This window comes from Phaeobacter sp. CAU 1743 (assembly GCF_039839315.1).
GTDB classification, from domain to species: domain Bacteria; phylum Pseudomonadota; class Alphaproteobacteria; order Rhodobacterales; family Rhodobacteraceae; genus Phycobacter; species Phycobacter gallaeciensis_A.
Window position 1 is genome coordinate 19274 of sequence record NZ_JBDOQR010000053.1, and the last position, 14617, is coordinate 33890.

A 14617-nucleotide genomic window follows, 5' to 3' on the forward strand; every position below is an offset into this window, starting at 1 on the left:
AGAGGAGACCCACGTATGAGCATTGATAAAGACCTGCTTGACCGACTGATGGAAGGTCGCTCGCCTAGCGATCTGTTTGGCAAGACCGGCATCTTGGCAGAACTGACCAAGGCGCTGGCGGAACGCGCGCTGAGCACGGAGCTGGACGTCCATCTGGATGAAGAGCGCGTAGAGGAAGCGCCCGAGGGCCAGAACAGTGCCCCCAATCGGCGCAATGGCAGCAGCCAGAAGACGGTAACCACCGACAGCGGCAAAGTGGTTCTGGACATCCCCCGTGACCGGAACGGCACGTTCGATCCGCTGCTGATCGCCAAGTATCAGCGCCGCTTTCCCGAGTTCGACCGCAAGATCGTCAGCATGTATGCCCGGGGCATGACGACCCGCGAGATCCAGGGGCATATCGAGGAAATCTACGGCGTCGAGGCCTCGCCCAGCCTGATTTCCGCGATCACCGACGCGGTCATGGAGGAGGTCACCGCCTGGCAGAACCGCCCGCTGGAGCCCTGCTATCCGATCGTCTTCATGGACGCGATCCGGGTCAATATCCGGACCGATGGGGCCGTCTCGAACAAGGCGGTCTTCGTGGCCCTCGCGGTGCTTCCGGACGGCACACGGGACGTTCTGGGTCTGTGGTTTCAGGCCAATGAGGGCGCGAAGTTCTGGGCCAAGGTTCTCAGCGACCTGCGCAATCGCGGCGTCCAGGACATCCTGATCGCTGTCGTGGATGGGCTGAAGGGCTTCCCCCAGGCCATCGAGGCGGCCTTTCCCCAAACGCGGATTCAGACCTGCATCGTCCATCTGCTGCGCCATTCCATGAGCTTTGCCAGCTACAAGGACCGCAAGGCCGTCGCCGCCGCTCTCAAGGCGATCTACACGGCCGTGGACGCCGAAGCGGCAGAACTGGCTCTGGCTGAGTTCGAGGACAGCGATCTTGCCAGGCGGTATCCGGCGATCGCGCCGAGTTGGCGCCGGGCCTGGAACGAGGTCATCCCGTTCCTCGACTACCCACCTGAGGTCCGCAGACTGATCTACACTACGAATTCCATTGAGGCCTTGAACTCGAAGATCCGCCGCGCCGTCAGAACCCGCGGCCATTTCCCAAGCGACGACGCCGCGGCGAAATTGATCAATCTGGCGCTCAATGCTACATCCACCGAGTGGAAGCGTTCGGTCCGCGAATGGCACGCTGTCAGATCGCAGCTCGCCATCATGTTCGAAGACCGCTTCCCGATGACGTAACAAGACGCGTCACGCACAAAATTCGGCACAGTCTCATGCCACCCCGCTTGACGATGAGGGGCCCGGCGATCCACCCGCCTCCGAGACCACTCCCGAGCCCGCGATTGTCGAACCCCCAGCCGAGACCGATCCGATGCCCCGCAATTCCCACCGTCACCGCAATGCCGAGGTCGACTTCCGGGGTGAGAAGCGTTCCAACGCCACCCATGCCTCAACCACCGATCCGGATGCGCGCCTTTACAAGAAATCCCCCGGCACGGGTGCCATGCTGTGCTTCATGGGGCATACTCTGATGGAGAACCGCAACGGGCTGGTCGTGCAGGGCGATCTCACCCAGGCCAACGGTCATGCCGAGCGCAAGGCGGCGTTGGACATGATCCATCGCTATTCCCCCGCATCGACGCGGCGGCTGACGCTGGGTGCTGACAAGGGGTATGACGCGGCCGGGTTCGTGTCCGACCTGCGCCAAGCCTGCGTCACGCCCCATGTCGCCCAGAAATCGAGATATTCAGCGATTGACGGGCGCACGACCCGACACGAGGGATATGCGTTGTCCCAGAAGCACCGAAAGAAGATCGAAGAGCCATTCGGCTGGGCCAAAACCGTCGGCGGCATGGCACAGACAATGTATCGGGGTGTCGAACGCGTCCGATCCCGCTTCATCATGACTATGGCCGCCAACAACCTTGCCCGGCTACCACGGTTGCTGGGGGCGTGAATGAAAAGATGGCCTCAGGACCGAACCGTGGACGCCCCGACAGGCATGACCCATCAGTCCAACCGGACCTGATAACAGGAAAACGTTCCGGCTCAGCGACTATTTCAGCGACCTGTTAAGTGGCAGATCTCGTGTGAGTTGGCAGCGAAATGAGCAGGAGATGATCCTGAACGTGCCCAAGACAGGCCCGGCGCGGCTGCGCCCCACTCAATCCGCGCAACCCGGTCAAATTATATGGAAAAAACGAGAGAGAGCTAAAATAAAATTAATCCACCGGCGGATACCGTCCTGCTGTTTGACCCCCACCCGATCCGCAGGCCCTGGCGCAGGGCTGGCGGGGGTGCTCCGAGTACAGGTGATACAGCATGGTTCAAAAGCCTTCCGCCGCTCCCGCTGCCGACTCCGCGGCTGGCACGCAGTCCGCCTCGCGCCGTTTCCGGCCGTTTTCCAGCATCGGCGCCAAGCTGGTGCTGATCCTGCTGGCGATGGGCGCCGCCTCGGCCGGGGTCGGGGTGCTGGTGTCGCTGGTCTTTGCCCGGGTGTCGGATGACATGGGGGTGCTGACCCAGGACATGCTGCCGCAGCTGGAGGTCAGCGCCCGGCTGACCGAGGCCACCGGCCTGACCCGCACGGCGATGACGGAGATCCTGCTGGCTGATGATGCGGGGAATTTGCAAAGCCGCCGTGCGCAGATGCAAAGCGCCGTGCAGCGCCTGCAGGAAGGGGTTGCGCAGCTGCCCTCCGAGCAGCGCGCCGAGTATGAGGCAGTGGTGGCCAAGACGGTACAATCGCTGGATGCGCTGATGGCGGCGCGGGAAACCACCTTTGACAGCGAGGCCCGGGTCGCGGCGCAGATCGATGATCTGCAGGAAAACAGCCAGCATCTGCAGACCACGCTGCTGAGCGCTGCGGAGACCGCCTATTCCAACCTGCAGACCGGGGGCGATGCCACGATGACCTCGATCGAAGACGCGCTGCTGGTGCTGGTGGAAGATAATTTTGCAGCTCTGCAAAGCCTCCTGGAGGCGCAGGGCGATATCAACCTTCTGTCCGGGGTGGCGCTGGCGCTGGGGCAGACCCGGGATCCCTCTTTGAAAAAGGCGCTGTCCAATATCGCCAAAAGCTCCACCGCGCGGCTGGAAAGCCTGCCCGAACGGCTGGTGGAGATGGAGGTAGACCCGGTCGAGGCCGGCATCGTCGAGGAGGCGCTTGTCGTCTTTGACCGGATGATGAACGCGCGCCGCTCCGAGCAGAAGGAATTGCGCCCCATGGTGCTGGATCACCGCCAGGCCAGCGCCAATGTGCTGAACAAGGCGATCGAGGACATGGTCTTTGTGCTGGAAATCGTCGCCGAGGAAACCGTCGAGGAAAGCCGCGATGCGGTGCAGAGCCTGCTGGACAATGAAATCGGCGTGCTGAAACAGCTTCTGGAAATGAACACCGAGGTCAACGCCCTGCAGCTGGCGGCGCTACAGGTGCTGGCCGCCGACCGTGTCGCCGCGGTGGAAGAGGCCGGCGCGCCGCTGCAGGCCGCAGCCACGGCGCTGATGGCCTTTCGCGATATTGCTGGCGGGCAATTCGCCGCCGATCTGGAACAGATCGCTGCCGATGCCGACCCGGAGGCCGGTCTTGCCGCCTCGCGGATTGCCACGATCCGGGCCCGCGCCGAAACCGTCTCTGCCTCGCAGGAGGCGGCCAGCGCGGTGGCCGAAATCGCCTTGCGAGCGGCGGCGCTCAGCGCTGACAATCAGGGCGCCATCGCCGAGATGGCCGGCTCCGTGTCCCGCGATGTGAAGGCGGCGCAAACCCGGATGCAGACCCTCTGGGCGGTCTCGGCGGCGGTGCTTCTGGCGGCGCTGGTGCTGACCCGGCTGCTGATCACCCGGCCGCTGGCCCGGATCAGCGAGACCACGGAAAACCTGGCGGGCGGCGATCTCAGCCCGGTCACCGGTTTTAATCGTTCCAGCAGCGAAATCCGCCGCATCGCCCAGGCCCTGTCGGTGTTCCGCAACGGGCTGGTGGAAAAGGAAGAGATTTCAAAGGCGGCCGAGGCCGAGCGCCAGCAGCATCTGGCGCAGCAGACCGCTGCCGTCAGCGCCATCGGCCAAGGGCTGGAACGGCTTGCCGAAGGCGATCTGACGGTACGGATCCACGACGAGATGAGCGCGGGCTACGTCAAGCTGCGCGACGATTTCAACCGGGCGCTTGGCGCGCTGGAAGATTCCGTGCGCAGCCTCAGCCAGAGCGGCCAGTCCACCGCCAGCGGCACCACCGAGATTTCCGGCGCCGCACGCGATCTGTCGGCCCGCTCGGAACATTCGGCGCAGACCCTGGCCTCTACCGCGGCGGCGCTCAACGAGCTGTCGGTCTCGGTCGAAAGCACCGCGCAGGCCTCGGGCGAGGCTTCGGCCTCGGTGGAGACCGCGCGCCGCAACGCCAGCGAAAGCATGGATGTGGTCCAGCGTACCTTTGCCGCCATGGAGGCGATCAAGGAAAGCTCGGACAAGATCGCCAAGATCATCGGCCTCATCGACAGTATCGCCCAGCAGACCAATCTGCTGGCGCTCAACGCCGGGGTCGAAGCGGCGCGGGCCGGATCGGTCGGCAAGGGGTTTGCGGTGGTGGCCTCGGAGGTGCGCAACCTGGCGCATCGCTCGAAAGAGGCCGCCACGGAAATCGCCGGTCTTGTCGCAGAAAGCAGCGAACATGTGGAGCTGGGCGCCGATCTGGTCGGGCGCACCGGCGAGGTGATCAACGAGATTTCGCAATCGGTCTCCAGCGCAGCTGAGCTGATGCAGGATATCTCGCGCGCCTCGGCGGAACAGTCCAGCAACCTGCAGGAGGTGAATGGCGCGGTGGCCAATCTGGACGATGCCACCACCAAGAATGCTGCCCTGTTCGAAGAGGTGACCTCGGCCTCCATCTCCCTGTCGCAGGAGGCGCAGGCCATGGCCGAGGCGCTGGACCGGTTCCGCACCGGTGCGGCAGCGGGGGGCATGGCAGAGCCGTTCGAAGAGGCGCCGCGCCTGTCGGCCTGACTGGCCCGCGCGCCTGCTTCCCCTGCCCCAGGCTGTCTGATCTTCGGCTGGAACTGTCCGCCGGATCAGGCGCTGGCAGCTTCGACGGCTTCGACCACCTGGTCCACGGTACGCATCAGAAGCGCATCATCCTCGCATTCCGCCATCACCCGGATCAGCGGTTCGGTGCCGGATTTGCGGATCAGCAGACGCCCCTGCCCCATCAGCGCCGCCTCGGCATCGCGGATCGCGTCCTGAACCCCGATCTCTTCCAGCGGTGTCTGCCCGGCGCCAAAGCGCACGTTCTTCAGAAGCTGCGGCACCGGATCGAACTGGCGCACCAGCTGAGAGGCCGCCTGCCCGGTCTGCACCATGGCGGCCAGCACATGCAGCCCCGCCATCAGCCCGTCGCCGGTGGTGGCGTAATCGCTCATCACGATATGACCGGATTGTTCGCCGCCGAGGTTGAACCCGCCCGCGCGCATCGCCTCGACCACGTAACGGTCGCCGACGGCGGTGCGTTCGAGCCTGAGCCCCCTGCCCTCAAGGAAGCGTTCCAGCCCGAGGTTCGACATCACCGTGGCCACCAGCGCGCCGCCCGCCAGTCGGCCCGCCTCGGACCAGCGCGCGGCCAGCAGCGCCATCAGCTGATCGCCATCGGCAATGGCGCCGTTCTCGTCGATGACGATCACCCGGTCGGCATCACCATCCAGGCAGATCCCCACGTGGGCGCCATGGGCCACCACCATTTCGGCCGCGGCCTGCGGCTGGGTGGAGCCGCAGCCGCGGTTGATATTGGTGCCATCGGGGGATGTGCCCATGGCGATCACCTCGGCGCCCAGCTCCCACAGGATTTCCGGCGCGGCGCGGTGGGCGGCGCCATTGGCGCAATCCACCACCACCTTCAGCCCATCCAGACGGATATCGCGCGGCAGCGAGGATTTCACCCGCTCGCCATAGCGAAAGCGGGCATCGTCGATCCGCTTGGCGCGGCCGATATTGCCCGCCTGCGCCGGTTCCACCCCGGCCTCGATCAGGGCTTCGATCTCGATCTCAGCCTGATCGGAGAGCTTGAACCCATCGGGGCCGAAGAACTTGATGCCGTTATCCTCGGCCGGGTTGTGGCTGGCCGAGATCATCACGCCAAGATCGGCGCGCATCGAGCGGGTCATCAGCCCCACCGCCGGGGTCGGCACCGGCCCCAGCAGAAGCACGTTCATGCCGGTAGAGGTCAGACCGGCGGTGAGCGCGTTTTCGAACATATAGCCGGACAGGCGGGTGTCCTTGCCGATCACCACCCGGTGGACGCCGCCGGCCTCGCGCCGGAAATAACGCCCGGCGGCGGCGCCGATGCGCAGCGCCATATCGGCGGTCATCGGGTGGGTGTTGGCGGTGCCGCGCACCCCGTCGGTGCCAAAGAGTTTGCGCATGGGTCGGTTCTTCTTTCCGTCAAATGTCCCCAAAGCCGGTCGCTGCCTAAAGGCGCAGGTCCGAGGCCTCGGGCGGCAGGATGTATTTCAGATCATAAAGCAGCGCGCCGGGGGTGCCATAGGCGCGGATCGCCTCGGCGCCCATCTGCCGGAAGGCATCATGGGCCACCGCCAGCATCACCCCGTCATAGCGCCCCGCGGCGGGCTCGGCGACCAGGGGGATACCATATTCCCGCAGCGCCTCCTCCGGGTCGGCATGGGGATCGTGGACCTCGGGGAGGACGCCGAATTCCTCAAGCGCGCGCAGCACGTCGATGACCCGGGTGTTGCGCAGATCGGGGCAGTTTTCCTTGAAGGTCAGCCCCATCACCAGCACCCGCGCGCCTGCCACCGGCAGGCCCCGGCGCAGCATCGCCTTGACCATCTCGCCCGCCACATAGGCGCCCATGCCATCGTTGAGCCGCCGCCCCGCCAAGAGGATCTCGGGGTGATAGCCAAGGCTTTCGGCCTTATGCGTCAGGTAATAGGGATCAACACCGATACAGTGCCCGCCCACAAGGCCCGGGCGGAAGTTGAGGAAATTCCACTTGCTGCCGGCCGCCTGCAGCACCGCCTCGGTATCGATGCCCATGCGGTTGAAGATCATCGCCAGCTCGTTGATCAGGGCGATATTGATGTCGCGCTGGCTGTTCTCGATCACCTTGGCGGCCTCGGCCACCCGGATCGAGGGCGCCGGATGGGTGCCGACCTGCACCACCTGTCGGTAAAGCGCATCAACCTGTGCCGCCACTTCGGGGGTCGAGCCGGAGGTGACCTTGACGATATCGGCGAGGCGCCGGGTTTTGTCGCCGGGGTTGATCCGCTCCGGCGAATAACCGACGTGGAAATCCCGGTTGAACACCAGCCCGGAGGTGGCTTCGAGCACCGGCACGCAGTCTTCCTCGGTGGCGCCGGGGTAGACGGTGCTTTCGTAGATCACCAGATCGCCGGGTTTCAGCGCGGCGCCCACGGTCTCCGAGGCGCGCAGCAGCGGCGTCAGATCCGGGCGGTGGCTGGCATCCACTGGTGTCGGGACGGTGACGATGAAGATCGTGCAACCGGCAATCTCGCCTGGGTCCGAGGTAAAGGAGAGCTGCCCTGCCCCGGTCAGATCATCGGCGGCGATCTCGCCGGTGCGGTCCCGGCCGCCGCGCAACTCGGTGATACGGTCTGCGCTGATGTCGAACCCCAGGGTCGGGCGCTGCTGGCCAAAGGCCACCGCCAGCGGCAGGCCCACATAGCCAAGGCCGATCACGCAAATCCGCGCCTCTGGATCGCTCATGCCGGGGTCCTTTTCCTGTTCGGGCCGGGAAACGTGCCGAAAATCCTGCCGGGGATCGGGATAATGACCGGATCGGCAGGTGTCTGACCCTTGGCTATAAACCGCTGCGAAAGGGGCTTCAACAGGGTGCAAAAAAGCGGGCCACGCAGGACCCGCTTTTTCGAAATATCATGCGCCGGAGAATACCGGCTGCGACCCTCTGGCTTAGTTGCCGGTCGTGGTGGTGGTGGTGGTGGTGCCGGTTTCGTTGTCGTCGTTGGTGACAACGCCAACCACAACCGCTGCCGCGATTACACCTGCTGCGATACCGCCTGCACCCAGACCGCCGCCGAGACCTGCGCCAACACCGGTTCCGCCACTGCCGGTGCCGCTAGCGCCGACACCAGTTGCCTGTGCGGATACGGATGTTGCGGCCATTGCGGCCAGTGCAAATGCTGCGAAGAATTGTTTCATGATCCAAACTCCTGTGGAGATCTTTTGATAGTGAGCCTATGCGAAATATCCTTTCGGTTCAATGAAAGGAGTGCTTGAGGAAAGCGCAATATTACATTTTTTTTGAACGTTGCGCGAAAACCGCTCATACTCCGCAGAATAAGGGCATAATGAGGCGGAAAAGGCGAAAAAACGCTCAAAGTGTCAGCTGGCGGATACGCAGATAGCCGGTGGTGGGACCGGCCCATTGCCGCGATTGCCACAGATGGCCGCTGCGGGAATCGATCCAGTAGTCGTTGACCACCACGCCGGATTCGCCGCCCGGGCCGGATTCGCAGCGTTCCTGCAGATGCCGGGTCTGGTAGGTTAACTCGATGATTTCGATGGTCTCCGTCCCCAGATCAGAGACCGTGCAGGCCAGGGTGAAGACCTCGGACCGGTTGTCGAGCGCAGCAAATTCATAACGCCGCGCGCCCGTACCCGCAGCTCCCATCACGCTGCCCCCCTCATGGACCAGCGCCGAAGCGGACAGCATGTCGTTGCGCAACCCGCGGGTGGCGGTGAGCACCCCGTTGCGCATCGCCAGCGTCACCGCGTCCTCGGTCAGCCAGACGGTGACCTGACCCGGGGTGCTGTCCTGTTTCACCAGCTGCGGCTGCAGATAGGCACGCTGGCCATCGTCCTCGATGGTGACCTCGATATAGGTCTCATCCAGGCTGTCGAGCAGCGCCCGGGTGACCGGCGGGCGTTCGGGCTGGCGCTTGAGGCGCTGCTTCACCTGCTGGCCGACGACCTGCATGATTTCCACCTCAAGCGGCGCATCCTGCGGCCCGCCGCTACAGGCGGCCAGCACAAGCGCAGCGCTCAGGACCCCGGCGAGTGCGCGCAGGGGGCGGGTCAGCTGTGTCATGATCATTCCCAGAACCTCGCCCGTTGCGCCCGCAGGCTGCGGCGGTGGGCGGTGCGCACATCGCCGTAAAGACCGCCGACCCCGCCGACGCGCTGGCCGCCGTCCCGCTGAATCGGGCGGATGGTCAGCCCGTAGGCGTTGCGGGTTTCCTTGCCCAGGAGCCAGCCCAGCGGAATGCGGAAATAGAACCCCTTGTCAAAGGAGCCTTCGCCGAAATCGGCCGCCGAGACATTGGTCAGGGTAAAGAAACCGCCGACCTTGAAGCCGTTCTCGAACTCCCGGAACAGGCTGAAGGTGCCGCCGTAGTCCCCCGCCAGGTAACGCCCCACATCGACCTGCGCCTGATAGCTTTCGCCGAGCTCCAGATAGGCCGAGGCATGGCCGGTGAAGGTCTTGTAATCGCGGAAGGACAGGCGCTGGTCGTAATCGCGCTGGATGACGTAATTGGCCTCGACCCCCAGTGCCAGCGGGCTGGAGACCGGTTTCCACAGCACCTCGCCCGACAGACCGCCATACATGCTTTCGAACAGGCCGGCGCGCATGCGCGCATAGACGTTGCGCCGCGGCTGCCAGCTGCGATCCACGTAGAGGTTTTCCAGCGTGGTGCCATATTGCGCATAGAAGGACTGGTCGGTGCGCACATGCGGCAGCACCGAGTTCGACGCCCGCCCGTCCTGCACGTTGCCCCAGGCCCGCTGGCGGATGGTGCCGGCGATGCGCCAGCCGGGCGCCGGGGAATAGCCCGCTGCAAAATCCACCCCCACATCCAGCCGGAAGGGCCGGGCCGGGTCGAAATAGGCCGGCGCCGCATAGGGGCTGATGGAGCGGGTGAAGGCGGGATAAAGTTCCTCCGAGAAGATCGCCGTCTCGGGCAGCGGCCCGGCGCCGGTCACCGCCGCCACCGCCATCAGACCATCAGAGGCCTCGGGCGAGAATTCCAGCTCTTCCAGATCGGAGCGCCGGATCACCGTGGTCGACAGGCCCATGCCCGAACGCACCGGGATGATGCGGAAGGTTTCGATCGAAGGCGGCAGCGTCAGCGCCATGGTGCGCGCCACCCGGCCCACTGCGATGGCATAAGAGCGGTAACGCGGGTTGCGGAACCGCACCTCGGCCTCGGTCCCCTTGAGATCGATCGCCTCCAGGATCAGCCCGTGCGGTTTCAGCCCTTCGGCCACCAGATCGCGGAACCGGGTGCGTTTATATTCGCTTTCGGTCCAGTCCTGGCTCCAGTGTTCCTCTTTCGTGGCCCATTGGCTGCGCGGCACGATGGGGGCCGGGGCGGGCACCTGGGTGGCCATGATCGGATGCCGGGGCTTCAGCTGGAACTGCGCAGTGATACCAAGTTCGGAGCCATACATGTAATAGGCGCCGATGCGGGTGGTCTTGGACCATTGGTATTCAAGCCCGTAGTTCACCTGCGACTTGCGCTCGAAAACATTGGAGATGCGGGTCTCGGTCACATAGGCGTCCGAGGAATACTCCGCCTTGACGGACCAGCGTTCATTGGCCTGCCACTCGATGCCCGCAAAAGGCGCGAAATCGCCGCGGAACCACTGGTCATAGGAGAGGTTACCGCCGGTGCCGCCGCCGACGAAACTGGGGCGCTTGCCGCCGATATTGCCAATCGCCCCGTAAGAGCCAAGCCGCCCCCAGCCCAGACCGGCCGAGACTTTCAGCTGGCCGGGACTGCGCCCGGCCGCGCCGCCAAAACGCAGGGGCGGCGTTTCGATCCGCTTGGTGGCGACCAGATATTCCGCCGCATAGACCCCGGTGCCGGCGAAATCCTGCAATCCCATGGTCAGTTCCGGCAGGTAGCGCCGCTCGCGCAGCAGGCGAAAGCGCACGTCGAACCCGCGGTCGTAATAGGTGTTGAAGCCAAAGAGGTTGAGGTTGCGGATGCCGTTGTAGCGGAAGGAGGCGCTGAGCCAGGGCAGCGCCTGGAAGGTCAGGTTGTAGCGGCTTTGCCCGCCGAACCAGGAAAAGGTGGTGGCGAAATGCCCGTCCGGCAGCATTTCGGCGCTTGGCGTGTCCATCAGGCCGGGGGTGCCGTAGAAATTGAGCCCCGGTGCAGCGGGTGGCTCCAGAGTGGGCGCATCAAGATTGTCGACCTGCGCCGCAGTGGCAAATCCCGGCGCCGGGGCGGCGTCCTGTGCCAGCGCGCCAGAGGTGCCTGCGCAGATCCCCGCGAGGATCGCGGCAGAGAATCCAGAGGTGCCCGACCCCGAAAGAGAGGGCCAAACGCGCCGGAACGTATATCTGCGGGAAGAGGTCACGACGGTCCTGACTGTCTGAAAATGCCTGCCTCAGGCGGTTAGAACACAGAATCCTGAACCGGATCAACGGTCAGAACAGCGCGGCGCGCGCTTATGAGGTTTTCCGGTCTGCGGGCGGCTGGGTATAGCCTTCGACCCAGCGCATCACCACCTGCCGGGCTGCGCTCTCGTCCCCGGCGGCCACCGCCTGACGCAGCCCGCGCAACAGGGCGGCAGTTTCGAGTTCCGACAGCACGGTTTCCCGGGCGCAGAAGATCTTCTGATGCCGGGTGCCGATCACCTCCTGGCTGAGGGTTAGCTCCTCTTCCATCTTCTCGCCGGGGCGCAGCCCGATGATGTCGATGGCGATATCGCCTTCGGGATTGTCTTCGTCGCGCACCGTGTAACCGGCGCTGGCGATCACCTGACGGGCCAGTTGCAGGATCGAGACCGGCTCGCCCATGTCCAGCACGAAGACCTCGCCGCCCATGGCCTCGGCGCCGGCCTGCAGCACCAGCTGCACCGCTTCGCTGATGGTCATGAAATAGCGTTTCACATTGGGGTCGGTGACGGTCACCGGGCCGCCGCGGCTGATCTGCTCCTGAAACAGTGGCACCACCGAGCCGGAAGAGCCCAGCACATTGCCGAACCGCACCATGGTGAAGACGGTGTTCGGATGGCGGCTGGCCAGATCCTGCACGGTCAGCTCGGCCATGCGTTTGGAGGCGCCCATCACATTGGTCGGGCGCACCGCCTTGTCCGAGGAAATCAGGATGAAGCGTTCCACCCCCGCCTGCGCCGCCGCCCGGGCCAGGGTTTCGGTGCCAAAGACGTTGTTGGCCAGGCCCGGCAGCGGGTTGGCCTCGACCAGGGGGACGTGTTTATAGGCCGCCGCATGCAGCACCACCTGAACGTCGTGGGTGTTCAGCACCAGCCGCACCTGACGCGGATCGGTAACCGATCCCAGTACCGGCACCACCTCGATCCCGGTGCCCGCGGTCAGCTGCATCATTTCCTGATGCACGGTATAAAGCGCCAGTTCGGAGAGCTCGAAAAGCACCAGTTTTGTCGGCGCGCAGGCCAGCACCTGACGGCAGAGCTCCGAGCCGATTGACCCGCCGGCGCCGGAGACCAGCACCACCCGCCCGGCATAGGAGGGCGCGGCCTCCTGCAGCGGCACATCGCGGGCCGCGCGGCCAAGGAATTTCTGCGGCGCCACCGGGGTCAGCTTGTCCACCAGCGCCTCTTCGCCGATCAGCTGGGCAAAGGAGGGCAGCGCCTGCACCTCCAGCCGCATATCCTGCAGGCGCTGGGTGATCTGGGCCTGTTTCGGCTGGCTTTGCGAGGGCATCGCCAGCAGCACCCGCTTGATGCCGCGGGTCTTGACGATGTGGTCGATGCGGGCGGGCGGGAACACCGGCAGCCCCACCAGCGTCATGCCCTGAAGCGAGGAATTGTCATCGACAAAGGCCACCGGATCGATGCCGTCATGGGCCTTCAGTGCCTGCGCCAGCTGGGTGCCGGTGGTGCCGGCGCCGTAGATCAGCACCCGGCAGCGCGGCTGGGCGCGGCGGTAGATCGCCATGACCACCTGATGCAGCACCCCGCGGGTGGCGACCAGGAACAGGAAATAGCTGGTACCGAACACCACATGGGTGCCGGGCGGCAGATCGGGGCCAAACAGATAGGTCAGCCCGGCCACCACTGCGGCGGTTACAGCGGCCACCGCCGCCGTCAGCGTTACCGCGTGGCGTTCATAGGCGTTGAGCTGCACCATCGGCAGCCCCAGCCAGACCGACATGGCTGCCATCACCGCCATGGCATAGGGCAGCACGGGCACCATCAGAATCAGGGTCTGCAAAGCGGGATCGGGCAGCGGCTGCACCGCGAAGGTAAATAAAAGCGCCAGGGGGATCAGAGCCAGATCAATAGCCAGAAAGATATAGGATTTCTGTTTGCGCGATAATGCACTGATCAGATTAAACACGCTTGTGCCCCTGTTCCCTGACAGCCTGCCCGGTTGGCCCCGCCATGACCCTGCCCGGTCACGACATCGGGTCGCTGCCTTTGCATGAAGCGTTTCTCCGCAATCCCGCCCACGCTATCCGTCCGGTTTTTTAAAATCACCCAGATCACTGTTCAAATTCGTCTAATGATTATGTCTATCCTGATTTGCCTCTAGCACAAACCCCGGGGCGGCGGAAATCTGCCACCTCAGGGTTTTTATTGTTCCCTGCGGAATTCTATGCAGACACAGCAGTCTACTCAGCCGCCTGACGGGTACCGATCACCCCGTTCAGATAGCCCAGCAGCTCATCCCGCAATTCCTCGCGGGCCAGGGCAAAGGAAACGGTGGCCTGCAGGAAACCGGCCTTGGAGCCGCAATCAAAGCGCTGGCCGCGGAAGCGATAGCCATAAACAGGCACATCTTTTTCGATGTCCCGGGCAATGGCGTCGGTCAGCTGGATCTCGCCGCCCGCACCCTGCTTCATCTTGTTGAGATTGCGCAGCACCGAAGGCTCCAGAATGTAACGACCGATCACCGCCAGATTGGAGGGCGCCTCACCCATGGCCGGTTTTTCGACCATGCCGCGGGCCTCGACCACGGACCCCATGTCGTTCTTCACGTCCAGAACACCATAAGCACCGGCCTTCTCTGGTGCGACTTCCATCGCAGCCACCATATTGCCGCCGGTTTCGCTGTAGGCCTCAACCATCTGCTTGAGACAGGGGGTCTCTGCCGCGATCACATCATCGGGCAGGATCACAGCGAAGGGCTCGTTGGCGATCAGGCGCCGTGCGCACCAGACCGCATGGCCCAGACCCAAAGCCTGATGCTGACGGATGTAGGCGATGGCGCCGCTTTCCATATTGGTCTGCTTCAGGGTTTCCAGCAGCGCATCCTTGCCCTTCTTGCGCAACTCCTGCTCCAGCATCGGTGACTGGTCGAAATAATCTTCCAATGCGCCCTTGCCGCGGGAGGTCACGAAGATGAATTCCTTGATCCCGGCTTCACGAGCCTCATCGATGGCGTATTGCACCAGCGGTCGGTCCACCAGAGTCATGATTTCCTTTGGAACCGATTTGGTTGCAGGCAAAAACCGCGTACCCAGACCCGCCACCGGGAAAATCGCCTTTGTCACTTTTTTACGCATCAAGAATTTTCCTTTTATACCCGGAGTCACTGAAGACCCGAGATCTGAAGGGTTGACGTGCAAGAAGGTCGCGATTCAAGTAACGGCATGATCCGTCCCGGTTTTCTTACCTCTTCAGAGCGGCGTGAGCTTGTCGCTTG

At 64.2% G+C, this 14617-nt stretch carries 9 protein-coding genes and 1 pseudogene; 3 read left to right on the plus strand and 7 right to left on the minus strand.

Annotated features, from left to right (window positions below):
- Positions 1-15: 15 nt before the first annotated feature.
- The 3 genes and pseudogenes from AAFO90_RS18110 to AAFO90_RS18120 all read left to right on the plus strand — a co-directional run bounded on the left by AAFO90_RS18110 (position 16) and on the right by AAFO90_RS18120 (position 4995).
- Entirely contained in the window at positions 16-1239 is a 1224-nt protein-coding gene (locus AAFO90_RS18110) for an IS256 family transposase (protein ID WP_347510266.1), read from the plus strand.
- A gap of 157 nt (positions 1240-1396) precedes the next feature.
- A pseudogene (locus AAFO90_RS18115) lies at positions 1397-1957 on the plus strand (transposase); the annotation flags it as partial.
- A gap of 365 nt (positions 1958-2322) precedes the next feature.
- Complete coding sequence (locus AAFO90_RS18120; RefSeq protein WP_347510267.1) at positions 2323-4995, plus strand: methyl-accepting chemotaxis protein; 2673 nt, start codon at positions 2323-2325, stop codon at positions 4993-4995.
- A gap of 65 nt (positions 4996-5060) precedes the next feature.
- On the opposite strand, the gene glmM is transcribed toward AAFO90_RS18120, so the two are convergent.
- The 7 genes from glmM to galU form a co-directional block, all read right to left on the minus strand.
- Complete coding sequence (gene glmM, locus AAFO90_RS18125; protein ID WP_347510268.1) at positions 5061-6404, minus strand: phosphoglucosamine mutase; 1344 nt, start codon at positions 6402-6404, stop codon at positions 5061-5063.
- Between the two features lie 46 nt (positions 6405-6450).
- A complete protein-coding gene (locus tag AAFO90_RS18130) occupies positions 6451-7725 on the minus strand; it encodes a nucleotide sugar dehydrogenase (protein WP_347510269.1) in 1275 nt (424 codons plus the stop codon).
- 204 nt (positions 7726-7929) lie between these two features.
- Positions 7930-8178, minus strand: coding sequence for a hypothetical protein (locus tag AAFO90_RS18135; protein WP_347510270.1), 249 nt, complete (start codon positions 8176-8178; stop codon positions 7930-7932).
- 175 nt (positions 8179-8353) lie between these two features.
- Complete coding sequence (locus tag AAFO90_RS18140) at positions 8354-9067, minus strand: YjbF family lipoprotein (RefSeq protein WP_347510271.1); 714 nt, start codon at positions 9065-9067, stop codon at positions 8354-8356.
- A 2-nt stretch (positions 9068-9069) separates the two neighbouring features.
- A complete protein-coding gene (locus tag AAFO90_RS18145) occupies positions 9070-11343 on the minus strand; it encodes a YjbH domain-containing protein (protein WP_347510272.1) in 2274 nt (757 codons plus the stop codon).
- Between the two features lie 91 nt (positions 11344-11434).
- Complete coding sequence (locus AAFO90_RS18150) at positions 11435-13309, minus strand: nucleoside-diphosphate sugar epimerase/dehydratase (protein WP_347510273.1); 1875 nt, start codon at positions 13307-13309, stop codon at positions 11435-11437.
- A gap of 274 nt (positions 13310-13583) precedes the next feature.
- The gene (gene galU, locus AAFO90_RS18155; RefSeq protein ID WP_347510274.1) at positions 13584-14477 is read right to left on the minus strand and encodes a UTP--glucose-1-phosphate uridylyltransferase GalU; all 894 of its coding nucleotides are present in this window, start codon (positions 14475-14477) and stop codon (positions 13584-13586) included.
- Between the last annotated feature and the right edge of the window lie 140 nt (positions 14478-14617).

Coding starts and splice junctions, on each gene's coding strand:
- AAFO90_RS18135 (WP_347510270.1), bottom strand. CDS start 8,178: ATGAAACAATTCTTCGCAGCATTTGCACTGGCCGCAATGGCCGCAACA.
- galU (WP_347510274.1), bottom strand. CDS start 14,477: ATGCGTAAAAAAGTGACAAAGGCGATTTTCCCGGTGGCGGGTCTGGGT.
- AAFO90_RS18110 (WP_347510266.1), top strand. CDS start 16: ATGAGCATTGATAAAGACCTGCTTGACCGACTGATGGAAGGTCGCTCG.
- glmM (WP_347510268.1), bottom strand. CDS start 6,404: ATGCGCAAACTCTTTGGCACCGACGGGGTGCGCGGCACCGCCAACACC.
- AAFO90_RS18130 (WP_347510269.1), bottom strand. CDS start 7,725: ATGAGCGATCCAGAGGCGCGGATTTGCGTGATCGGCCTTGGCTATGTG.
- AAFO90_RS18120 (WP_347510267.1), top strand. CDS start 2,323: ATGGTTCAAAAGCCTTCCGCCGCTCCCGCTGCCGACTCCGCGGCTGGC.
- AAFO90_RS18140 (WP_347510271.1), bottom strand. CDS start 9,067: ATGACACAGCTGACCCGCCCCCTGCGCGCACTCGCCGGGGTCCTGAGC.